16 protein-coding genes and 4 tRNA genes are annotated in these 21,859 nt (G+C 58.9%); 13 read left to right on the forward strand and 7 right to left on the reverse strand.

What is annotated here, in order from left to right; genetic code table 11:
* Positions 1-49: 49 nt before the first annotated feature.
* Positions 50-412 (reverse strand): RNA polymerase-binding protein DksA, encoded by a 363-nt coding sequence (gene dksA, locus BMZ24_RS14495; protein ID WP_092193488.1) that lies wholly within the window; start codon positions 410-412, stop codon positions 50-52.
* 449 nt (positions 413-861) lie between these two features.
* On the opposite strand from dksA, the gene BMZ24_RS14500 reads away from it, so the two are divergent.
* From BMZ24_RS14500 to BMZ24_RS14515, 4 genes are all read left to right on the forward strand, one after another.
* Positions 862-936: transfer RNA gene (locus BMZ24_RS14500), tRNA-Gly, on the forward strand.
* Between the two features lie 7 nt (positions 937-943).
* Positions 944-1,018, forward strand: a tRNA-Cys gene (locus tag BMZ24_RS14505).
* 7 nt (positions 1,019-1,025) lie between these two features.
* Positions 1,026-1,100: transfer RNA gene (locus BMZ24_RS14510), tRNA-Gly, on the forward strand.
* A gap of 105 nt (positions 1,101-1,205) precedes the next feature.
* Positions 1,206-1,280, forward strand: a tRNA-Gly gene (locus BMZ24_RS14515).
* 120 nt (positions 1,281-1,400) lie between these two features.
* Here the strand turns inward: BMZ24_RS14515 and BMZ24_RS14520 are convergent.
* A complete protein-coding gene (locus tag BMZ24_RS14520; RefSeq protein ID WP_092193489.1) occupies positions 1,401-2,891 on the reverse strand; it encodes a helicase HerA-like domain-containing protein in 1,491 nt (496 codons plus the stop codon).
* A 198-nt stretch (positions 2,892-3,089) separates the two neighbouring features.
* On the opposite strand from BMZ24_RS14520, the gene BMZ24_RS14525 reads away from it, so the two are divergent.
* The 3 genes from BMZ24_RS14525 to BMZ24_RS14535 are packed head-to-tail and all read left to right on the forward strand — an operon-like array spanning position 3,090 to position 6,801.
* Positions 3,090-4,808 (forward strand): YcaO-like family protein, encoded by a 1,719-nt coding sequence (locus BMZ24_RS14525; RefSeq protein ID WP_092193490.1) that lies wholly within the window; start codon positions 3,090-3,092, stop codon positions 4,806-4,808.
* Between the two features lie 18 nt (positions 4,809-4,826).
* Positions 4,827-5,189 carry a molybdenum cofactor biosynthesis protein MoaE gene (locus BMZ24_RS14530; RefSeq protein ID WP_092193491.1) on the forward strand — a complete coding sequence of 121 codons (363 nt, stop codon included), beginning with the start codon at positions 4,827-4,829 and terminating at the stop codon, positions 5,187-5,189.
* Between the two features lie 19 nt (positions 5,190-5,208).
* Positions 5,209-6,801, forward strand: coding sequence for a glucan biosynthesis protein D (locus BMZ24_RS14535; RefSeq protein WP_092193588.1), 1,593 nt, complete (start codon positions 5,209-5,211; stop codon positions 6,799-6,801).
* A gap of 87 nt (positions 6,802-6,888) precedes the next feature.
* On the opposite strand, the gene BMZ24_RS14540 is transcribed toward BMZ24_RS14535, so the two are convergent.
* Positions 6,889-7,719, reverse strand: a complete 831-nt coding sequence (locus BMZ24_RS14540; RefSeq protein ID WP_092193492.1) for a glycosyltransferase family 2 protein — start codon at positions 7,717-7,719, stop codon at positions 6,889-6,891.
* On the opposite strand from BMZ24_RS14540, the gene BMZ24_RS14545 reads away from it, so the two are divergent.
* The 4 genes from BMZ24_RS14545 to BMZ24_RS14560 all read left to right on the forward strand — a co-directional run bounded on the left by BMZ24_RS14545 (position 7,718) and on the right by BMZ24_RS14560 (position 11,620).
* Positions 7,718-8,818 carry a glycosyltransferase gene (locus BMZ24_RS14545; protein ID WP_092193493.1) on the forward strand — a complete coding sequence of 367 codons (1,101 nt, stop codon included), beginning with the start codon at positions 7,718-7,720 and terminating at the stop codon, positions 8,816-8,818. The genes BMZ24_RS14540 and BMZ24_RS14545 overlap by 2 nt on opposite strands.
* Positions 8,815-9,924, forward strand: a complete 1,110-nt coding sequence (locus BMZ24_RS14550) for a glycosyltransferase family 4 protein (RefSeq protein WP_092193494.1) — start codon at positions 8,815-8,817, stop codon at positions 9,922-9,924. The genes BMZ24_RS14545 and BMZ24_RS14550 overlap by 4 nt, the downstream gene beginning before the upstream one ends.
* Complete coding sequence (locus BMZ24_RS14555; protein WP_092193495.1) at positions 9,921-10,955, forward strand: glycosyltransferase family 9 protein; 1,035 nt, start codon at positions 9,921-9,923, stop codon at positions 10,953-10,955. The genes BMZ24_RS14550 and BMZ24_RS14555 overlap by 4 nt, the downstream gene beginning before the upstream one ends.
* A 131-nt stretch (positions 10,956-11,086) precedes the next feature.
* A complete protein-coding gene (locus tag BMZ24_RS14560; protein ID WP_092193496.1) occupies positions 11,087-11,620 on the forward strand; it encodes a hypothetical protein in 534 nt (177 codons plus the stop codon).
* Positions 11,621-11,886: 266 nt separating this feature from the next.
* Here BMZ24_RS14560 and BMZ24_RS14565 read toward each other — a convergent pair whose 3' ends face one another.
* Positions 11,887-13,950 carry a methyl-accepting chemotaxis protein gene (locus tag BMZ24_RS14565; RefSeq protein WP_092193497.1) on the reverse strand — a complete coding sequence of 688 codons (2,064 nt, stop codon included), beginning with the start codon at positions 13,948-13,950 and terminating at the stop codon, positions 11,887-11,889.
* Positions 13,951-14,997: 1,047 nt separating this feature from the next.
* Between BMZ24_RS14565 and BMZ24_RS14570 the strand changes: the two genes are divergently transcribed.
* Together BMZ24_RS14570 and BMZ24_RS14575 are read left to right on the forward strand one after the other, a co-directional pair.
* Complete coding sequence (locus tag BMZ24_RS14570; RefSeq protein ID WP_244150376.1) at positions 14,998-17,013, forward strand: copper-translocating P-type ATPase; 2,016 nt, start codon at positions 14,998-15,000, stop codon at positions 17,011-17,013.
* Positions 17,014-17,115: 102 nt separating this feature from the next.
* Positions 17,116-17,820, forward strand: coding sequence for a hemerythrin domain-containing protein (locus BMZ24_RS14575; RefSeq protein WP_244150377.1), 705 nt, complete (start codon positions 17,116-17,118; stop codon positions 17,818-17,820).
* 634 nt (positions 17,821-18,454) lie between these two features.
* Here BMZ24_RS14575 and BMZ24_RS14585 read toward each other — a convergent pair.
* The 3 genes from BMZ24_RS14585 to BMZ24_RS14595 form a co-directional block, all read right to left on the reverse strand.
* Positions 18,455-18,637: a hypothetical protein gene (locus tag BMZ24_RS14585; RefSeq protein ID WP_092193498.1), complete on the reverse strand. Its 183-nt coding sequence runs from the start codon at positions 18,635-18,637 to the stop codon at positions 18,455-18,457.
* A 140-nt stretch (positions 18,638-18,777) separates the two neighbouring features.
* Positions 18,778-20,037: a DUF2254 domain-containing protein gene (locus BMZ24_RS14590; RefSeq protein WP_092193499.1), complete on the reverse strand. Its 1,260-nt coding sequence runs from the start codon at positions 20,035-20,037 to the stop codon at positions 18,778-18,780.
* 118 nt (positions 20,038-20,155) lie between these two features.
* Entirely contained in the window at positions 20,156-21,694 is a 1,539-nt protein-coding gene (locus BMZ24_RS14595) for a mechanosensitive ion channel family protein (RefSeq protein ID WP_244150378.1), read from the reverse strand.
* Positions 21,695-21,859 lie beyond the last annotated feature (165 nt).

A 21,859-nucleotide genomic window follows, 5' to 3' on the forward strand; every position in this document is an offset into this window, starting at 1 on the left:
CGTCCCGCAAACGGCACGCGCTTCAATGAACATTAAACCGGTCGCAGCCCTAGTCACCGCGCAAACGCTCTTCCTCTTCCCTGCGGCTCTTGCATTCGATGCACAAGGTGGTCATCGGACGGGCTTTCAGGCGGGGAATCCCAATTTCCTCGTCGCAATCCTCGCAAACGCCGAAAGTGCCATCTTCGATACGGTCCAGGGCTTCGTTGATTTTCTTGATCAGCTTGCGGTCCCGGTCACGCAAACGCAGAGTGAACGTCCTGTCGGACTCGGCGGAAGCTCTGTCGGCAGGATCGGAATAGTATTCCACGTTGTCCGACATTTCTTCGATGGTCGCCTCACCCTGCCGCTGGATATCGTCAATCATCTGAGTCAAATATTCTTTGAAGAACTCAAGGTCTTTGGCTTCCATGATAATTCCTCCTGCACGCCTGTTAACTTAGGGAGAGTGTTTCTATTCACTGAAAAGCAAAAAGTAAAGCCCTTGACCGCCGGCAAGCCTCCCCCAAGGCACTTCCGCATGACCCGTTGCTGTTGACTGCTGTTTATCGCATAAAATCGAAAGATTATCGAGACCCGAAATCCGTACTTCCTTGAAAATATTTTTTCGGAGGGTCTTCGGGGCGGATCTGGGAGCGCGACATCGGAAAAAATGCCCTGACTCCAAATCCCAATTATGTCGCGACCGTACATGTACCACATCGCCATCCTGCCGTTTTGATCCTGATTTCCGCCTCTTCACCCCCCGGGCCTGCACACATTCCCAGCCATTTTTACCGGTGTGTCCGGAGCAAAGGAAAAAAAATCTGTTTTTTTAATTGACAGCCAGCACCGCCCTTTATAAACACGTTTCCTCGTTGAGCGGGAGTAACTCAGTGGTAGAGTGCAACCTTGCCAAGGTTGAAGTCGCGAGTTCAAATCTCGTTTCCCGCTCCACAACGAAGGCGGCATAGCCAAGTGGTAAGGCAGAGGTCTGCAAAACCTCCATTCTCCAGTTCAAATCTGGATGCCGCCTCCAAGCACCCGCGGGAGTAACTCAGTGGTAGAGTGCAACCTTGCCAAGGTTGAAGTCGCGAGTTCAAATCTCGTTTCCCGCTCCAGATTTTTCGGCCGGTCCCTGACCGGCCTTTCCTTTCAGCCTGACCGCCACGCAAAAAATGCTTGCCTCATGCCGGTCTTCTGATTAGGACAGCCTCACTTCGAGCGCGGGAGTAACTCAGTGGTAGAGTGCAACCTTGCCAAGGTTGAAGTCGCGAGTTCAAATCTCGTTTCCCGCTCCACAAAAATCAAAAGACCGGTTTATCCGGTCTTTTTTTTTTCGCCACGACAGATCATGCCCCGCAAGCCCTAAACTATGCCGCTCCATCAGCTTCTCCGGGCAAGCGGCGATCCTGACGCCCTCAGCGCTTTCCACCAAAGAGCGAACCCAATACTCCGCGCAGTATCTCACGACCAAGCTGGGTCCCGATGGTCCGCACCGTGCTCTTGACCAGAGCCTCGGCCACGCCCTGCCTGCGACCCGAACCCGATAACCAGCCCCCATCCTTTCCTTCGGCCTTGGCCCGAGTCTTGGCCTGCCGGGCCTCTTCTGCCCGGGCCATGGATTCTCGCGCCCTGGCCTGTAAAAGCTCGAAAGCCGACTCCCGGTCCACGGCCGCATCGTAACGCCCTTTCAGCGGAGAACGGGACAGTATGGTGCTTCGCTCCTGTTCCGTCAGCGGGCCGATGCGCGAATAGGGCGGACGGATCAGAATCCGCTCGACCATGCGCGGCCTGCCCTTTTCATCCAGGGCGGAGACAAGGGCCTCTCCAGTGCCAAGACTGACGATGGTCTCGGCGGTGTCAAAGGCGGGATTGGCCCGAAAGCTCTCGGCCACGGCCCGCACGGCCTTTTGCTCCCTTGGCGTGTAGGCTCGCAGGGCATGCTGGATCTTGAGCCCAAGCTGCCCCAGGATCTGATCCGGGACATCCGTCGGGCTCTGGGTGATGAAATAAATGCCCACGCCCTTGGAGCGGATCAGGCGGACAACCTGTTCGATCTTGTCCACCAGGGCCTTTGGCGCATTGTCGAAAAGCAGATGAGCCTCATCAAAGAAAAAGACCATGACGGGCCTCTCCGGATTGCCCACCTCCGGCAACTGTTCGAAAAGCTCGGCCAGAAGCCAGAGCAGAAACGTGGCGTAGATCTTCGGCGAGCGGGACATGAGGCTTGAGGCGTCCAGAATGGAAATGACGCCGTTGCCCGAAAAATCGACATGCATGAGGTCACCAAGGTTCACTCCCGGCTCGCCGAAAAAGATGTCCCCGCCTTGCTCCTCCAGCACCAGCAACTGCCGCTGCAACGCGCCCACGCTGGCGGCGCTGATGTTGCCGTAAGTGCCGCGCAGCTCCGCCGCGTTTTGGGCCATGAATTCCAGCATGGCCCGCAGGTCCTTTAAATCAAGGAGCAAAAGACCCTGCTCATCGGCAATGCGAAAACAGGCGTACAGAATCCCGCCTTGCGTCTCGTTCACTCCCAGCAGCGAGGAGAGAAGCAGCGGCCCCATCTCGGAAATGGTGCTGCGCAGGGGATGCCCGCTTTGACCAAAGACATCCCAGAAAACAACGGGACAGCCCTGAAAGGAAAAATCTTGCGCGGGCATGACGGCCAGGCGCTCGTCAATCTTGGGATGAGGCGTGCCCGGCGTCGCGATACCCGACAGATCGCCCTTGATGTCGGCCGCAAAGACCGGAACCCCCATCCGCGCATAACTCTCCGCCAGCACCTGCAGCGTGACGGTCTTGCCCGTGCCGGTGGCCCCCGTCACCAGACCGTGACGGTTGCCCATGACTCCAAGCTGATACAAACCCTGCCCGCCCGCACCGCCAAGCAAAAAATCGTCTGCGCTCATGGACCCTCCTTGAAGAGTGCACCGCCGTGTGTTGACTCTCCACACACATATCAAGACAGGTTCAAAAAACAAAGGCCATTGACTTGCTCCAAAAGCCTCGTCACAACAACCCTCGAAACGTTGTTCATCCCGCGCAGGCAACGCTTCGCGCGCGATGACCCTTGAAACCAACCCCAACCCGTCGCAATTCGGACCAATATGATCAAGATACATCCCTGCCCCAAGGGCTACGTCACGGACCTGGACAAGACCTGCACACCCGAAGAAACCGTCACTCGGGCACGGGCAGCCCTGGCGAACTCCGGTAAACGCATCCTGGCCCAGACCCGGCGCATCGACACCGGCCGTCTCGGCATCCCGGTCTACATGTCCATCTGCGGCGAGGACGCCCGGGGCATCATGCCCACCCGCAAACAGATGGGCAAAGGCGCTTCCGCCCCCCAGGCCGAAGCCTCGGCGCTGATGGAGCTGGTGGAGAGGTTCAGCTATTTTTCCTACTGGGACAATCCCGAAAACTTTCAGTCCATGACCTGGTCGCAGGCACGAGAAACTTTTGGCGACAGGCTCCTGCCCATCTCCTACATGCTCCAGTCCGTGACGGACGGAGTCTGCGAAGACGATGCGGCGCGCATCCTGGACCTTTTGCCCTGGCGTTTCGCGCCGGTCACGGACATCGGCGGAGGACAGGAGTTCATGGCCCCGCTGGACTGGTTCAAGAAACTCAACGAATTCAATGGCTCCTCCGCAGGCAACACCCTGGAGGAGTCCATGCTGCAGGGCGGATGCGAACTGGTCGAGCGCCATGTCTGCGCCGTCGTCGACCGCACCCGGCAGGAAACGCCAAGCATCGATCCTGCCTCCTTCACCGACCCGGTCCTGATCGAATTGCACGAAAAATTCATCGCCAACGGCCTGAAAGTCTTTCTCAAGGATTTCAGCCTGGGCCTGCCCGTGCCCACGGTGGCGGCCCTGGTCATGGACCCCGCCACCTTCCCGCACAAAAGCGAGATCGTCTTCACGGCAGGCACGGCCTCATCTCCCGAAAAGGCGGCCATCCGCGCCCTGACGGAAATCGCCCAGCTCGGCGGGGATTTCGAGACCTGCAGCAATTACGAAGCCTCGGGCCTGCCCAAGTTCATTCATCCGGATCAGTGCGCGTGGCTGACTTCCGGCGCGGTGGTCTCCATCCACTCCCTGCCTTCAAACACCAACGCCGATATCGCAACGGAGCTCGAAATCTTCTGTGCGCGGCTCAAGGACCAGGACTTCACCTTTTTCTCCGTGGACACCACGGTCAAAGAGCTTGGCATCCCCGCCAACTACAACTTCGTGCCCGGATTTCTGTTCCGGGAGCGCACGCCCATGGCCTCCCTGGGCCTTTTCGTGGGCCGCGTGCTGGCCGAGGACATGGACCCCGAGCAGGCCGAAGCCGGGCTTGACGTGCTGGAAGAAATCCACCCCGAGGCCCATTACCTACCGTTTTTCAGGGGCCTCGTGGCCCTGCGCCAGGGCGATATCGACCAGGCCGCGTCCTGGTTCGCCCGGGCCGAGCACCTCCAGCCTGAAGCCGACGACCGGGGCCTGGCCGCGTTCTATCAGGCCTACGCGCTTTCCCAGCAGGGACAGTGGTCCGGCACGATCCCCCATCTGGACCGTGCCGTGGAGTACTGCCCCGAGGTCAAGGAGTACTTCAACCTGCGCGGGGTGGCCTATTTCAAGCAGCAGGAATTCGCCGGAGCGGCGGCCAACTTCGAGCTAGCCCTCGCTCTTGACAGCGGATCAGCCATGGACCTGGCCAATCTGGGTCTGTGTCATAAATTCATGAACAACGCGGACAAGGCCCGGGAACTCCTGACCGAAGCGCTGGCTCTCGATCCAGGTCTGGAATTCGCCCGCACCCATTTGAACGAACTGTAGCGCCCGAAGGAGAAAAACATGGATATCAGCAAGAAAATCGCCGAACTCAAGACCGAACCCGGATTCGGGGAAAACGTGGGCATGATCCTGGTGCACAACGGCGTGGTCCGCGCCTGGTCGCGCAAGGACAAATCCAAGGTCGGCCGGGTCAAGATCGAAGTCGATCAGGACAAGGTCGAGGCCATCCGCGCCGAATTCGAAGCCCGTCCCGGCATCTTCAGGGTCGTGGCCGAAGCCAGGAGCGGTGAATACGTGCCCGGCGACGATCTGCTTTTTCTGATCGTGGCCGGCGACATCCGCGAAAACGTCAAACCGGCCCTGAGCGATCTTCTGGACCGCATCAAGTCCGAAGCCGTGAGCAAGCAGGAACTTGCCCAGTAAAATGGAGAATCCCCAAACCATGAAGCGTCAATCTCTTTTCGCGTTGATCATTCCGATCATTCTTGGCGCCTTCCTTGTCGCGTCCACGGCCGCCACGGCGGCCACGGACGCGCCAATTCCCACCGGCGGCACAACCTTCGACTACGCTTGGCTCAAAGGCCGCGCCCGGGCCCTGGCCGCCACGCCCCATGTCAGCCACGAAGGGGAGCTGCCCAAGGTTCTGCAGAACCTGACCTGGGACGACTACATGCAGCTCTCCTTTGATTCGGAGCATGCGCTGTGGCAAGGCGAGAGCTCTCTTTTTCGCGCCGAGCTCTTCCACCGCGGCCTGTACTTCAAGACCCCCATCACCATCTATGAGTTGCAGGACGGCAAGGTCAAAGAGATCGACTACACCCCGGACCTCTTCAAGTACGGAAAATCCGGAATCAAGGGCAAGGACCTGCCAAAAGACCTCGGCTTCGCCGGTTTCCGCTTCCGCTTTCACACCGACTGGGCCCGCGATCTGGTGGCCTTCCTGGGTGCGAGCTACTTTCGCGCCGTGGGCGGCGAGATGCAGTACGGCCTGTCCGCCCGTGGCCTGGCCGTGGACACTGCCTTGCCCAGAAACGAGGAGTTTCCGCTCTTCACGCATTTCTGGCTGGAAAAACCCCGCCCTGGAAGCGACACCGCCACCGTCTACGCCCTGCTCGATTCACCCAGCGTCACCGGCGCCTACCGTTTCGACATCCGCCCCGGGCAGACCCTCGGCATGAAAGTGGACGCCGCCCTCTACCCGCGCAAGCCCATCGAGCGTCTGGGCGTGGCACCCCTGACCAGCATGTTCCTGACCGGAGAGAACGATCGCCGCATGGGCTACGACTGGCGGCAGGAGATCCACGACTCCGACGGATTGGCCATCCACACCGGCAACGGCGAATGGATCTGGCGCCCCCTCGAAAACCCGCCATTTCTGCGCTTCAACGCCTTCATGGATCGGAACCCGCGCGGCTTTGGCCTGTTCCAGCGTGATCAGAATTTCGATCACTACCAGGACGACGGCGTGTTCTACGACAAGCGCCCAAGCGTCTGGGTGGAGCCGGTGGGAGACTGGGGCGAGGGCTCGGTGCAGCTGGTCGAGATCTCCCATGTGGACGAAACATTCGACAACATCGTGGCCTTCTGGAACCCCGCCGCTCCGGTGGAGGCAGGACAGGAGCTGCTCTTCAGCTACAACCTCTACTGGGGCACGCAGCCGCCCATGCCGGGCCAGCTGGCCCATGTCGTGGACACCTTCACGGGTCTTGGCGGAGTGGTCGGCCAGAAACGCGTCTATTACAGCAAACGCTTCGCCGTGGACTTCACCGGCGGCGATCTGGCCATGATCGCCAAGGACAAGAAGATAACGCCGGTCCTTGAGACTTCGGCCGGCCGCATCGAACTGACCTCGGTCCGTCCGCAGCACGCCATAAACGGCTTTCGCTGCATGTTCGACGTGGTCCCGCCCGACGAGAGCCAAAGCCCCATCAACCTGCGCCTGCACCTCGAAGCCGACGGCCGGCGCATCAGCGAAACCTGGGTCTACCAGATGACGCCCCCGCCCATGCAGGAGCGTACGCTCTATAATCCCTGACCTGCGGGCCTGTACCGAAAAACGAGCCTGAAAAAAGGGCTTTGGCACACGCCGAAGCCCTTTTTCGCGGTCAGGCCGTCAGTCTGGTCAAAGGCCGCGCAAAACCTCTGCGGTCAACTCCCGCACCCGCACCGCTTCCTCATCCTTGCCGTGCTTGATGCAGCCTTGGGCATAAAGCCGCACCCTCTCCCGCAGCGCCGCCCCGACCATGACCCGCTGCTCGCCGCCAAGCGCCATGCTCCGCAACAGATCGACCATGGCGTAGATGCGGTACAGGTCAAGGCCGATGATGCGCCGCGAGAGCTGGTCCGCGTGCCCCCCGGTCTTGACCGTCAGCGCCTCGGGAACCAGCCCCACCGGATGGCGCGTCCCGACGCGCAGCCACAGGCTGTAGTCCTCGCAGGCGGGCAGGCGTTCGTCGAAGGGTCCGAGCTCCCTCCACAATTCGCGGGTGAACATGACGCAGGACGGACTGATCAGGCACAATTCCAGGGAGCGTTCAAGAAACCAACCGGCGGGCTTGGCATGCTTGAAACGGGGATTGACCCTCTGCCCGTTCCTGATCCAGATTTCGTCCGTCTGGCAAATCGCAAACCCGCTCTCGGCCATGAAGCGGACCTGCTTTTCGAGCTTGTCCGGCATCCAGTAGTCGTCGGAATCCAAAAGCGCGACATATCTGCCACCGCTGGCCGCGATGCCCAGGTTGCGGGCCGCGCTGACCCCTTTATTTTCCTGATGCATTCCCGTAAGCCGGGGATCGTCGAATTCGGCCAACACCGAAGCCGTCGCGTCGGAGGAGCCGTCATCGACGACAAAAAGCTCAAGATCGGTCCAGGTCTGCCCCAGCACGGAGGCAACGGCCCGGCCCAGAACATCCGCCCGGTCATGGGTGGGAATAATCACGGAAACACATGTCATGAGAAGCATCCAGGTCGTCAATGTACGGTGGTTCAACGCCACAGCCTGGTACGGAATGTACTTGAGCCGCCTCCTGCGCGAAAGCGGCCATGAGGTACTGGTCCTGGGGCTGCCGGGCACCCTGTCCGCCCGCAAGGGAGAGGAATGGGGGCTGCCCATGCGGCTTCTGGACCTGAACACGGCCACGCCCTGGGGCATAGCCTCGCTGCATGGCAAACTCAAGCGACTGGTGCGCGAATTCAGACCCGACGTGGTCAACTGCCACCGGGGAGAGAGCTACCTGCTGTGGGGTCTCATCAAGAAAGAGCTGGGGGGATTCCGACTGATCCGCACGCGCGGAGACCAGCGCCTGCCCAAGGCGAACCTGGTCAACCGCTGGCTGCACAATGACGTCAGCGACGCGGTCATCACCACCAACTCGCCCATGACCCGCCATTTCAGGGATGTCTTTAAGGTGCCAAAAAACAAGCTGCACCAGATCCTCGGCGGTGTGGACACGGACACGTTTCACCCCGACCCTGCCGCCCGCACCCGCATCAGGGCCGAGCTGGGATACGGCGACGGCAATTTCGTGGTCGGTCTCCTGGGCCGCTTCGACCGGGTCAAGGGTCAGCACGAGCTGATCCGGGCCGTGGCGCGGCTGCACGCGCAGGGGATGAAGAACATCCGCCTCCTTTTGCTCGGCTTTGACTCGGCCACGCCGGAATCCACGGTGCGCGGCTGGATCACGGAGCACGGCATCGACTCCATCACCGCCATCACGGGCAAGCGCCCCGATATCGCCGCCTGCCTGAACGCTCTCGATCTTGGCGTGGTCGCATCGCTCTGGTCCGAGACCATCGCCCGGGCGGCCCTTGAGATCATGGCCACGGGCGTGCCGCTGATCAGCACCGATGTCGGCGTCATGCCCGATCTGCTGGAACCGAAAGCTCTTTTTGCCGCCGGGGACGTGGACGCCCTTCAGCAAGGCATCCGCGCTGTGGCCACGGAGCCGGGCATGGCCGAATCCCTACGCGAAGTGCAGGGCAGGCGCATGGCCGATCTTTCAGGGCGCGACTTTCTGGCCCAGACCCTGGCGGTCTACGAGGATGCACCATGAAACGCGTCGCGCTCATGCTCCCGAAACTGAGCCGTTACGGCGGAGCCGAGCAGTTCGGATTCCGCCTGGCCGAATATCTGGCCACCCAGTGCGCTGCAGAATTCGAGGTGACCTTCATCTGCGCCAAGCAGGACGGCCCTGCGCCAAGCGGCGTGCGGGTGATCCGGGTCGGCCGTCCGATACCGGGCAAGCTTGGCAAGGTCCTCTGGTTCGCACTGGCTGCCGAGGTCGCACGCCGCAGGGGAAAATTCGACGTGAGCGTGGGGCTCGGGAACACCGTCTTCCAGGACATCGCGCGCCTTTCCGGCGGGCCGACCAGACTTTTCTGGGACTACTCCATCCGCGCCTATGCCCCGGGCCGGGAGCGCATCCTGAAGACCCTCGCCAGGCAGCTCTCGCCGGGCAAGCAGCTCGGCCGGCTCATCGAAGGTTTGTGCGCGCGGCACACCCCCGTGCTGGTGGCCAACTCCGAATTCGTGCGCGACCTGACCGTGCAGGCCTATGGCGGCCTACGCCCCGAAAACATCCGCCTCATCTACAACAAACCGGATCTTGGCTGCTTCTTGCCCGGTGACCCGGCCCTCAGGCCGGAGCTGCGCCGACGTTTCGGCCTGCCGGAACAGGCGGACCTGATCGTCACCGCGGGCACCAATTTCCGTTTGAAAGGCATCCATGTCCTGGTCAGGGCCCTGGCCCAACTGCCGGCATCGTTCCACCTGGCCGTGGCCGGCGGACGCGGCAGCCGCGACCTGACCGCCCTGGCCGAGACGCTCGGGGTACGGGCGCGCGTCCATTTTCTGGGCCGGGTGGACGACATGCCCGCCCTTTATCAGTCCGGGGACATTTTCGTGCTGGACACCTTCTATGACGCCTGCGCCAACGCCGTGCTCGAAGCCCTGGCCTGCGGCCTGCCGACCATATCCACGGCCTGCAACGGCAGCTCCGTTTTTTTGCGCCCCGAAGCGGTCCTTGGCGACCCCGCCGACGCCTCGGGACTGGCCCAGCGCATCAAGGCCCTGATCCACAAGGGGTCCACCGCGCGCACCGACTATGCGCCGCGAAGCGGCCTTGAGCCCTACGCCGACCTTATCCGGGAATTTTCATGAACAATCTTGCCACCTTCGAGCCCAGACGCATCCTTGTCTGCCAACTGCGCCAGATCGGCGACGTGCTGCTGACCACCCCGTCCATCAGACTTCTGAAGGAACGATATCCAGACGCAACCATCGACGTCTTCACCGAAAAAAAGTGCACGCCGGTGCTCGAAAACAATCCGCACCTGCACAAAGTATGGGCGCTGAACAAAAAGGAGCTGCCAAACTTCCTGGCCGAACTCAAATTCTATGCCCGCATAGCCCGCGAGAATTACGATCTGGTCGTGGACTTCCAGCAATTGCCGCGCTGCCGCTTCGTGACCCTCATGAGCCGCGCCAAGGTCCGGCTGTCCTACCCGCCGCCCTGGTACAACCGGTTGCTCTACACCCACTGGGCCAAACCCGTGCCCGCCTATTCCGGCATCTACCGGGCCAGCATCCTCGCTCCGCTCGGCATCACCTGGAGCGGACAGGCCCCGGAAATCTTCCTGACCGAAGCGGAGACCGCCTGGGCCAGGGAATATCTGGCCGCCCACGGACTCACGCCCGGGGCGTACATCACCCTGGACCCGACCCATCGCCGCACAACCCGCCTCTGGCCGTCCCGTCATTACGGAGCCATGATCGGCCAGGTTCATACCGCGCGGCCCGACATTCGATTTCTCATCCTCTACGGCCCGGGCGAGGCGGACATGGCCCGCGAGGTGCTGGACAACTGCCCCGCGCCCGAAGCCTGCGTCTTTCCTGACACGGTCATCGGCCTGCGTCAGATGGCGGCTGTGCAATCCCTGGCGCGCCTGCACGTCGGCAACTGTTCCGGGCCACGCCATTTCGCAGTGGCCGTAAGCACCCCGACGCTGACCATCCTCGGCGCGACCAGCGGCGGCTGGCGCTTCCCGTCCGATCAGCACGAGGACATCTTCGAGGACCTGCCCTGCCGCCCCTGCAACGAGAACACCTGTGCCCTAAAAGACTACGCCTGCCTGGAAAACCTACCCCCGGAGCGAGTCGCACGGCGCATCCTTGGCATCCTCGCTTCCTGATAATCTTCGCCTTTAAAACGGGCACACTCTCCATTGTTGCCATGTCCTGCGGTTTGCCCTTACAATCAGATTTCGAAGAACCATGGATCAACCGCGCCGTCCTCCACGGCGCGTCAACAAGGAGCTCTCCCATGAAAAAACTGATTTTTGCGATTCTACTCGGCCTTCTGTGTGCCGGAACGGCCATGGCCAGCGGGCTGGACATCTTCCTGGAAGAACTCGACGCCGAGGCCACGCGCTCGCGCAGCTCGTTCGTAAGCAACCTCAGTGCCCGTTACGGGGTTCCGACACGCGAAGTGGAGGATCTGGCACGCATGACCAAAAGGCCCGCCGACATCTTCATGATCTTCGAACTGGCGCGCATGACAGGCCTCACCAGGGAACGGGTGAGAAACACCTATGAGAAGAACGAGGGAAAAGGATGGGGAGTCATGGCCCAGGAAATGGGCATCAAGCCCGGCTCGAAGGAATTTCATGCCCTGAAAAACGGCGAGCTCGATTATTGGGGCTCACGATCCAAAAAGGGCAAGGGGTACGATGACGACTCGATGAATTCGGGTAAGGGAAAGGGCAAAGGTAGTAGTAAAGGCAAAGGATACGATGACGACCTTTTGCCCGAAGATGATCGCGGTTCAAAGGGCCAAGGAAAAGGAAAGAAGAAGTAGATCATCCCTGCCTGCAACGATTTCAAGGGCGACTTCGGTCGCCCTTTTTTTGCGTCCCCGATTTATCCCGGCACATCAGATGCTCATCCGGATACCAGGGCGAGTCTCTAAGAGAAAAATCAAGATTCAAGATCTGGTCCCCCGCCCCGTGCGGTCTTCGTCGCCACGGGCGTCAGGCTCAGGGAACTGCCCCTGAGCCGCGAGGCGCTGAAGACGGGCTTCGCATAACTTTGGGGGGCCATCCGGCAGCGGATGCCCCCCCTTTTCTACGACACCTTGAACTGTCCGACCTGGGCCATGAGTTGCTCCGCGAGACGCGTCAGTTCGAGGGCTGTCCCGCGCACGTTCTCGCCGCCGGCCCTGATTTCCGAGGTGATGCCGTCCACGCCGGAGATGTCGGCGGACAGGCTCTTGGAGACCGAGGCCATTTCCGCCGCCCGGACCGTGGCGTCCTGCACGCCGGCCGAGGCCTGGGTGATGTTCGCGGCCACTTCCGTGGTCACCCCCGACTGTTCCTCGATGGCGCCCGCGATGGAGCTGACGTTGTCCGTGACCTCGCGGATGACCCGCACGATCCCGCCGATATCCTTGACCGCTCCGCCCGTGGCGTCCTGGATGGAGGCGATTCTCTTCTTGATGTCTTCCGTGGCTCCGGCCGTCTGCTGGGCGAGTTCCTTGATCTCGTTGGCCACCACGGCGAACCCCCTGCCCGCATCCCCTGCCCGGGCCGCCTCGATGGTGGCGTTCAGGGCCAGCAGGTTGGTCTGGGAAGATATGCCCGAGATGGCCTCCGTGACCTTGCCGATCTCGTTTGCGGCCACGCCCATCTCGCGCAGCAGCTGCGCAAAGGCGTCGATCTGCGTAGCGGCGTCGCCGGTCGTGGAGCGGGCACGCTCGGTGTTACCGGCGATCTCGCCAATGGTCGCGCTCATTTCCTCCGTGGCCGTGGCGACGGAGGAGAGGTTCGTGGACGTCTGCTCCATGCCGGCGGCCACGTTCACGATGCTGGCGCTGAGCTGCTCCCCTGCCGCGGCCATTATGGTCGTCTTGGAGGACAGTTCGGCCACGCTGTGCGCGGCGTGCCTGCTGACCTCCGACATCTGCGCTGCCGACGAGGCCAGGGTCCGCGCGCTCTCGGCCATGTTGCCGATCAGGTTGCGCACGTTGCCGACCATGGTGTGGTAGGCCCGGGCCAGGTCCCCGATCTCGTCGCCGCGGCGTCTGGCCTCCTCCGGCGGGGTCCCGGAAAAATCGCCCTGCGCCAAAAGCCCCGTGAACACGACGCAATCCCGCAACGGCAGGGCGATGCTCCTGGAAATGACAAACCCTAGGAGGACCGCTACGATCAGTCCCGAGATGGCCACGACGCCGATGAAGGTCTTGAGGGTCGCGGCGCGGACGAGGGATGATTCGACCTCCCGCGCCGAGAGCTCGGCGTTGGTGGCGACGATGGCGTCCAGGCTCGAAAGCGCCCGGTTCTGGCAGGCCCGCATCTCACCCGTGGTCAGTTCGACGATGCGCTCCTGCAGGGCGGCTGCCCGGCGGACTTCGACGATCATGAGCTCGAATGTCCGAAAGAACTCTTCCGCCGCGGGCTGCAGCGAAGTCCGGAACATGTTCATGGCCGCCTGCTTGTCGGCGCCGGCAAAAGCCGTAATGGTGGCGGCGGCCTGGTGCAGGCGCACGTGGGCCGAGGAAATCTCCGTGATGGCGTCCTGCAGCGCCAGGTTCTCCGTGACGAACTCGCCCAGCCATTGGCCGAAAGCGCACCCGACATGGTCTTCCCCGCCGTCGAACTGTGCGTCCGCGATAAGCATCTTGGAGACCTGCATCACCAGGAACAGGTGGTCGCCGCGGAATGTCTGGATGCGCTCCATGAGGCTGTCGGGGTTGAGGATGCCGATCTGCTCGAATTCCCGATGCAAGGCCAGGACCGAGTCGTCGACCTCGGTCCAGCGCGCCAGCTCCTTCGTGAACCCTTCCCACGCCCGGGCCTCCTCAGCGGCCCTGGGCAGAGCCTCGTATACGTCCCGCGCCTGCCGGAACCTCTCCTGCGCCTCGCCGATGGACTGGATGAGCTGAGCCCGCTCCTCCAAGGAATTGAAGGGCGTAAGCAGCGTGTTCATGGCCTCGGCGATCTTTCCGACCTCCTTCTGCATCTGCCCCGCGATCTGCACGGACTTGAGACGCACTGCGCCGAGTTCCCCGATGGCCAGTTCGTTTTCCTTGAGCCCGTAATACCCCACGGCACCGACAAGCAGCACGAGCAACGCCACAACGAGCATCCCCGCCGTCAATTTGAATCCGATTTTCAGGTTCGTGATTTTCATGCCCTCTCCGTCATGATTGATTGCGACCAGTCACCCCCCTCCCCACGAGTCGAGGCTGCCTCGTAACGGTGAGTGCAGAAAATTATCAGATTTGTCTAGACTTATGAGCCCAATCTTTACCACCAGGGAATATTATGTGCACAGGATGACCGCTCTACCACGCCTGACGTTGTGGTGCGTTTATAGAACCGTCGACGGGAATGGTTTGAAAATTACCGGGTACACGGCGGACACTCGCAAGGCAAAAAAAAGACATTACATAAAACGGCTGGTCTAGACTTGACTTCGCGGATCGACAGGTGGCCCGTTTCAACGAAAAGACGTGATCACTTATCGCTGAAACGGGTTTTTGCATCGCCGCGCATGCGGAACGCGGCTCCCAAAAATCAGGAGCGGGTCACAGCGCGGTCGGCAGTGAAATTGCCGTTACTGTGGCCGATCACGGTTTGCAGCGCCCCGCCTCCGGCACATCGCCAGACTTTAAAGACGCAAGCAGCGGTGCCTGATGGTGCCCCTCACGCCTCGCTTTGGCACAGCCAGAACCGAACGGCTCATTCACCCTGACGGCCCGACTACCGACAACCCCTCCAATGTGCTCGAATGGGCATGCCTACCACCTTGCTGACAAGATGCAAGCCTGTATTTCGAGTTCTTGGATACAGGAACTCAATTCTTGAAAGAAAAAACCCATCTTCAGACCGAAATAAGGTTATCTTGAAAAAAATATATCATTTCAATATATTAGTTGCTAAGAAAACCCTGTGGAGCACCTTCAGTACACTCCCGCTCTCTGTTACCCAGCCAAGTACCTGCAACATGCATACAAGCTAAAATAGAGCCGCCTTGCCGCATCGTGTCATTGCTGTTATGGTAAGTGCGTTCAAAAGCAAATTTTCAAAAAAATCGCCAAATTCTCCGTACATGGCGAGGGAAGTGCCGAGTGCCTGCCCCCATGTTCTATCTGAATTTCAACCGACACATCCTTCAAAACTTCCATTTGGTTCGAATTCATGGTGTGTCACAAGGAGATATTCCAGGATGAAAGACATGAAACACGAGAAAAACCAAGGACATGGCGATATGCATGGGCAGCCTGAAAACGGCCATGCCTCTCACCATGAACACATGCTCCGGGATTTTCAGCGCAGGTTCCTTGTCTCCCTTGTGTTGACGCTGCCCATCATATGGTTGTCGCCCATGCTGCGCGGACTGTTCGGGCTGGGTGAACCGGACGTCCCCGGACGGATGCTGATTCTTTTCGTTTTTTCCACAGGAATCTTTTTCTATGGCGGCTGGCCTTTCCTGAAGGGCCTGGTCGAAGAACTTTCCGAAAAACGACCGGGAATGATGACGTTGATCGCCTTGGCGATCAGCGTGGCTTACGTGTACTCCAGCCTCGTAGCCTTCGGATTGCCCGGCAAGGTCTTCTTTTGGGAGCTTGCCAGCCTTATCGACATCATGCTGCTCGGGCACTGGATTGAAATGCGCTCCATCACGAACGCATCCGGAGCGATGGAGGAGCTTGCCAAGCTCATCCCCGGCGAAGCCCACAAAATCAACGAAGACGGCTCGATTGAAGACATAAAGGCCGATCAGCTCCAGCCCGGCGACAAAATCCGCGTCAAACCCGGAGAAAAAATCCCGGCTGACGGCAAGATCGAGGAAGGCTCCTCAAGCGTCAACGAAGCCATGCTCACCGGAGAATCCAATCCCGTCGAAAAAGGCCCTGGAGACGAGGTCATCGGTGGCGCTGTCAATGGTGACGGCTCGTTGACCGTTCAGGTGGGCAAGACCGGTGAGAACTCGTTCGTCAGCCAGGTCATGGCCCTGGTGAAAGAGGCGCAGGAAAGCAAATCCAAGGCCCAGGGGGTGGCGGACAAAGCCGCGGCATGGCTTACCTACATTGCCCTCGGCGCGGGTCTTCTGACCATGCTGTTCTGGCTGTTTGTCTACGGTCGGGAGTTTGTCTTCTCATTGGAGAGGACGGTGACGGTCATGATCATAACCTGTCCCCACGCACTGGGTCTGGCCATACCGCTGGTCGTGGCCACAACCACGGCAATAGCCGCCAGAAATGGCTTTTTCATCCGGAACAGGACTCCTTTCGAACAGGCGAGAAAACTGCAGGCGGTTCTTTTCGACAAGACGGGCACGCTGACGAAAGGCGAATTCGCCGTGAGCGACATCGTCCTTTTTTCTCAAGATGTTGACAGGGACAGTCTCCTGAACAAGGCCGCAGCCGTGGAGGCCCATTCAGAGCACCCCATTGCGCGCGCTGTTTCCGGGGCGGCGGAAAACCCGGAACAAGCCGATGACTTCAGGAACATCCCGGGCAAAGGCGCGCAGGCGACAATCGACGGTGTGAACATAAAGGTCGTCAGTCGCAAGTACGTTGAAGAAAATGGGCTTGAATACGATTCTTCAGCCGTCGAGAGCATTTCCAGCCAGGGAAAGACTCTGGTTTTCGTTCTTGCGGACGACAGACCCATGGGATGCATCGCATTGGACGATGTCGTTCGCGAGGAATCCAAGGAAGCCATCTCCCAACTCCGAAGCATGGGACTGCGGGTCATGATGATCACCGGCGACAACCAGACCGTGGCGGACAGGGTCGCCAAAGAGCTTGGGATCACCGAGTACTTTGCGGAGGTGCTCCCCGACAAAAAAGCGGACAAAGTGCGGGAGGTGCAGCAAAGAGGAATGATGTGCGCCATGACAGGCGATGGAGTGAACGATGCCCCCGCGCTGGCGCAGGCGGATGTCGGCATAGCCATCGGCGCCGGGGCGGATGTCGCCCAGGAGACTGCGGATATCGTGCTGGTCAAGTCCAACCCCATGGATGTCGTCAAGGTCATAGCCCTCTCCAGAGCCATGCACAGGAAAACCATCCAGAACCTTTTCTGGGCGACAGGCTACAACGCATTCGCCATCCCGCTGGCTGCGGGCGTCCTCTACAAGTGGGGTTTCTTGCTCAGCCCGGCCGCAGGGGCGATACTCATGTCGCTGTCCACCGTAATCGTCGCCATCAATGCCAAATTGATGAAATTGCCTGATGGCGCCTGATGATCATGCAGCAGGAATGCTGTTTTGATATGCGTTATCGACCGATCGTCACTTCGAGAACCGGAGAACGATCGTTTTGCTACGGTCTGATTGAGAAAATCGATGAAAATCATCATTTTTCCGCGCGCGACCGAGACGGCAATCAATCGGACGCATCGAAGGAATATCTGGAAACACAACTGCGATGAGATGCATCCTCCGGTTGAAATCCGCCGCAACGGCGCCGGAGGCGGCTCCTCTCGTGAAAGGAGATTGACCATGAAAGCAACAGAAGAACTCATCCAGGAACACCAGAACATCGAGCTCATGCTGGAAATCCTGAAAACCGTGTCAACGCGACTGCGCGACGGAGATGCGGTCCCGCCCGAACATCTTGAAGGCATCCTGGAATTTTTGACGGTTTTCGTCGACAAGTGCCATCACGGCAAGGAAGAAAAATACCTGTTTCGGGCCTTGGAAGCCGCCGGAGTGGACCACATTACCGGGCACATCGGAGTCTTGATCTATGAACACGAACAGGGCCGCATCAATGTCGCCCGGATCAAGAAAGCACTGGCGGGGACCTTGGGTGTTCCGGACATGGTAGAAGTGCAGGCTGCCGCAGCGGATTATGTGGAGCTAATGGTCCAGCATATCACCACGGAAAACACGGATGTATTTCCGATGGCCGAAAAAATTCTAGATTCAGACGCGTCCGCCAAGCTTTGCGAGAACTTCGAGAAGCTCGAGCGTGAGAGGATTGGAGCAGGAAAACACGAAGAATTTCATGCTCTGCTGGAAACACTGCAAGACGTGTATCTGAAGTGATGCCTGCTTGATTTCCACCGGTCCCGACAAAAGAAGATAAGGGATTTCAGTTTAACCTGAAATCCCTATTTCTACTTGTGCTGTCTGATTTCAGATTCGTTTGTCGCACCAAGACAAAGAAAGGCTGAAACAAGACCAAATTGGGACCGCTCAGGGTTTTACAATTTTGTAGCAATGATAGATCTCATGAATCCGCTTGCGCATATCCTTGATCGATTGGGATTGCTCATCGGTAGAAAAAACAGGCTCATGAATTGTGTATATCGCGTTACTGAGTTCATCCACAACATGTTCAATCGCCTCACACCACTCCAATGTACAGATATCGCTCATTTTCATGCTTCTGTGATATCCTTTTACATATCGACAAGCGCCTGCTTCAGTCCCTTCACATAATCGCTCCAACCGTGATCGTAGCTCGACATTGCTTTTGAATTACAACTCATATCAATACATCATGGTGTTGAGATGAATGGAAAGTTCCGCAATGAAATGATAAATAACAATGATCCTTCACTACAAACTTTTTTCAACCAGTGCGCAAGATTGCCCCATTCCAACACAAGGGCTTGTGTTCACATCCTTTGAGCACGCTTCTGCGGCGTGGATTTGATCTGGGGAGTACTGTCGAAGTTTATTCCCTGCGGTCGTCCACTTCCTTTGCAACACCTTTGAAGGGCTCCCCGTCCTCTTTCACATCCACGAATTTGCCTGTTTCCGTATCACGCTTGACCCACTGGCCGGTCTTGGGATTTTGAACCTGGGAACGGTCATTGACGCTGCCTTTGCGGTATCCTTCACCTGTGTTCTTCGCCATTATGATCTCCGGATGTTTTCAAAAAGACTTATGAGTGTGTGCCGTACTGCTTTATGAAAAAGTCGAGGGCCAGATCTTATACTCTTGGTCTCAAAGCCCCCGTCCATTGCCCAACATCGTTATTCTTCCAGCCTTTCCCGTCAGATTGCATACTTGGCGGCCTCTCGTACGGCTGTGATATCTTCGGAAATCTTCAGAGCCTTCTCGGCGCGAATCACTGCGAGACGGGCGTGGCGCAACGCGTTGTCACGCATTGTTGCGTCCCCGGCTACGGCGAGGGATCCGAGGGCCTTGAGCAGCCAGACTACCACTTCGACATTGCCCGCTCCGTCTCGTGCGATCCCGGTAAAAGCGTCGTCGAACATGTCTGCCAGTGACAATTCCGGTACCGCAACACGGTCGAACTGCACCGCGTAAACGTCATCCGCCTTGCCGCGCTCGTTCCACATTGCAAACAGGCGAACAAGTGTGCCCGTGACGCCGATGGCGGTGCCCGGATCATTGACCGCAGGCGAAAGCGCGCGACTGGCGATCTCCGAAAGGACCACCAGCCCGAATCGCGGATCCTGATCAAAGATCCTTGAATCGCCAATCACGAACGTGTCAGCGACTGCTTTGGCGTCCTCGTCGGACACACTGTCCGTTGCCTCTCGGATGACCCACGCGACAGGGCGACCTGGGGTGCAAAAGGTGCCGGGCAACGCCGCCACGACAATTCTCAGTCCCGACTGCACCGCCCGCGCTTGCAACGCAGCGATGTCAACATGCTGCACGTAACCGATGGCTCCAAAGACCGCCCGGCCCGCATCCGGGAAACCGAACGCCGCGACGCCGCCAAGACGTGGCGCCGACTGACGCTTTTGAATCGCTTCCGCGGCCGCCGCCTCCACCTTGGTGATCGTGTGTCCCAGCCGGCCGAGCCGGGCGATGTTATCGACCCACCGGATGAAGGTGACAATGACGATTGCGAGCACAACTATTGTCAGGGAGAACAGGATAAAGTGACTGCCCCTTCCAACATAAAGCCCGTTCATCATCGCAACAAGCGCAACCACACTGAAGATGAACGCGCCGATGAATACCGAGAGCGCATTCTGCGAAACGTCATCGGCGATTATGAGCGGAAAAGAGCGGGGCGTCGCGGACCTGCTTGCCGACGAATAAGCGGCCACCATCGAGGCCACGGCAAACGTGGCCATCATCAACATGCTCGACGCCATGATCCTGAGCAAAGTTTCGGTCGACTCCTCAGTGATTTCCGGCAAAAAACGGCCGAGTTCCGTCATGTCCATGAGATTGGCAAGAAAAACTGCGGCAATGGACAGCACGCATACGATGAGCGGCTTGATCCATAATCGCTCCCGAAAATGCTTGATGATGAAACTCAGGTGATTCCACATTCAAAATTCTCCTGACGTAATAGCCCCGGCCTCGCTGCAAGCGGCCTTCATCCAGCCCCAAACGATTTTAACACCCTCTTTGCTCGACTCCCACACGCCTTCAACCGCTATCCCCGGATTACGATGGAGTTAAGAGATTCTCCCCAGGGGTCCACGATTTACTCGCCTGCTCCTTGATTTCCCTGGCTTCGCTTTGCAGGCTGGCTTCCGCCTTGGTCGCGACTGTTTCGGGCTCGGCGGCCAGCTTCTTCAGAACTGGTTCGGCTGATTCCGCAGCCCCCTGGCTTTCCATGATGCGTACAGGCACCCCGTTTGGGAAGGTGACTTCACGCGCCTCGTCCGGAAGCGAGATTCCCGCTTCCTGGAAGGCCCTTTTGACGAGGCGAATGACGGACGATTTCACTTTCAACCAGCTGAGCCGACCGCCATCGAGCCAGAAATATACGCGCAGATTTACCGTGGACGGGCCGAGGTTTTCCACGAGCACCAAGGGTTCGGGATCATCCAAAACGGCCGGATGGTCAGCAAGCACCTTCAGGGCGACTTCCTGGGCAAAAGGGATGGAATCGTCGTAGCCGATACCTACGATAAAATCCTCGCGACGATTGGGATTGCTCGTGAAGTTGCGGATCGTGCTTTTGAAAACGGTTGAATTGGGCACCTGTGTCTGATTGCCGTCCAGTGTCATCAGAACAGTTGTGCGAGAAGTCAGCCGCTGAACGTACCCTGTCACGCCCGCGACTTCCACCAGATCGCCCTCACGAAACGGTTGCTGCAAGCTCAGAAAGAGACTGGCGAGAAAATTCTCGGTGATGTCGCGAAAAGCGATGCCGAGCACCAAACCAATGAGGCCAGTTCCGCCCACCAGCGTAAGCGCAAGTTGCGTGAGCCCGGAGATTCGCAGCACAAGGTATAGACCGGCAAGCATGACAAGCATTCCTCCAGCCCGGGCCAGTACTTCACGCAAAAGGTGGCTGAGGGCTCGACCCAGAAGCCCGCACCGAAGTACTTTCACCGTTAACCAGGCGAAGATCCATGAAAGAACGATTACGACCAGCGCCACCACGATCAGGGGCAGCAATCGAAGGAATCCGCGTGCAAGTTCTTTCAGTACTTGAAATGTTGGCTCAAAATTCCAAACAGTGGTCGGGGCCACTTCGATCTGATTGACGACTGCAACAACGCCCTCCGTATTTTTCGCCAAATCTCCGGCCCATTGCCTGGACTCATCGATTTCCGTCGTTCCTTTCAGAAAAACGATTCCTTTCTGGACAGTGACCCCAGGCTCGCCGAACCAGCCTGTCGTTTCAAGAATATCCGCGATTCGTTGCCTGATCTGGTCATCCCTGGCGACGGGCTTGACTTCAACTTTGCCTGGTTGCTCGAGTTTGCCGTCAGTTGCTTTCACCGGCAGCGGCGTATCATCGATACCGTCTGACTGTTGGGCAGCAACCGAGGTAAACGTCAAGATGGCGCAGCACAGGGTGATAGCTAAGATGAGTCGGGAAGAGGCAAGGGTCAGATCTTGAATCTTGAATTTCCAGAGCTGCATGCGCCCATAAATTTGAGACAGGCCTCCCCACCCTGCGGCCAGCATGAATCCTGCAAACCTTGCAAGAAAATGTTGAGCGGCCAGCCGCGGATGAAGTTGTGGCATCTCCGAACCTCCTTTGCAGTGTATTTTCCGCGCAATCTCCCACTCGTCTTTCGCACTCTCAAGGTCACTGTTCGCTGGTCAGGCAATGACATTGCCATTGCAGTCGAATTGTGAATCATGACTCGGAAAAACCCAGATTCTTTCCAACTGAAGTCCGGATTCCGT

This window comes from Desulfomicrobium norvegicum (assembly GCF_900114595.1).
In the GTDB taxonomy this organism is placed as follows: domain Bacteria; phylum Desulfobacterota; class Desulfovibrionia; order Desulfovibrionales; family Desulfomicrobiaceae; genus Desulfomicrobium; species Desulfomicrobium macestii.

Excerpts from the sequence above, each read along its gene's own strand:
- dksA (WP_092193488.1), bottom strand. The coding sequence starts at position 412 with ATGGAAGCCAAAGACCTTGAGTTCTTCAAAGAATATTTGACTCAGATG.
- BMZ24_RS14520 (WP_092193489.1), bottom strand. The coding sequence starts at position 2,891 with ATGAGCGCAGACGATTTTTTGCTTGGCGGTGCGGGCGGGCAGGGTTTG.
- BMZ24_RS14525 (WP_092193490.1), top strand. The coding sequence starts at position 3,090 with ATGATCAAGATACATCCCTGCCCCAAGGGCTACGTCACGGACCTGGAC.
- BMZ24_RS14530 (WP_092193491.1), top strand. The coding sequence starts at position 4,827 with ATGGATATCAGCAAGAAAATCGCCGAACTCAAGACCGAACCCGGATTC.
- BMZ24_RS14535 (WP_092193588.1), top strand. The coding sequence starts at position 5,209 with ATGAAGCGTCAATCTCTTTTCGCGTTGATCATTCCGATCATTCTTGGC.
- BMZ24_RS14545 (WP_092193493.1), top strand. The coding sequence starts at position 7,718 with ATGAGAAGCATCCAGGTCGTCAATGTACGGTGGTTCAACGCCACAGCC.
- BMZ24_RS14540 (WP_092193492.1), bottom strand. The coding sequence starts at position 7,719 with ATGACATGTGTTTCCGTGATTATTCCCACCCATGACCGGGCGGATGTT.
- BMZ24_RS14550 (WP_092193494.1), top strand. The coding sequence starts at position 8,815 with ATGAAACGCGTCGCGCTCATGCTCCCGAAACTGAGCCGTTACGGCGGA.
- BMZ24_RS14555 (WP_092193495.1), top strand. The coding sequence starts at position 9,921 with ATGAACAATCTTGCCACCTTCGAGCCCAGACGCATCCTTGTCTGCCAA.
- BMZ24_RS14560 (WP_092193496.1), top strand. The coding sequence starts at position 11,087 with ATGAAAAAACTGATTTTTGCGATTCTACTCGGCCTTCTGTGTGCCGGA.
- BMZ24_RS14565 (WP_092193497.1), bottom strand. The coding sequence starts at position 13,950 with ATGAAAATCACGAACCTGAAAATCGGATTCAAATTGACGGCGGGGATG.
- BMZ24_RS14570 (WP_244150376.1), top strand. The coding sequence starts at position 14,998 with ATGAAACACGAGAAAAACCAAGGACATGGCGATATGCATGGGCAGCCT.
- BMZ24_RS14575 (WP_244150377.1), top strand. The coding sequence starts at position 17,116 with ATGAAAATCATCATTTTTCCGCGCGCGACCGAGACGGCAATCAATCGG.
- BMZ24_RS14585 (WP_092193498.1), bottom strand. The coding sequence starts at position 18,637 with ATGGCGAAGAACACAGGTGAAGGATACCGCAAAGGCAGCGTCAATGAC.
- BMZ24_RS14590 (WP_092193499.1), bottom strand. The coding sequence starts at position 20,037 with ATGTGGAATCACCTGAGTTTCATCATCAAGCATTTTCGGGAGCGATTA.
- BMZ24_RS14595 (WP_244150378.1), bottom strand. The coding sequence starts at position 21,694 with ATGCCACAACTTCATCCGCGGCTGGCCGCTCAACATTTTCTTGCAAGG.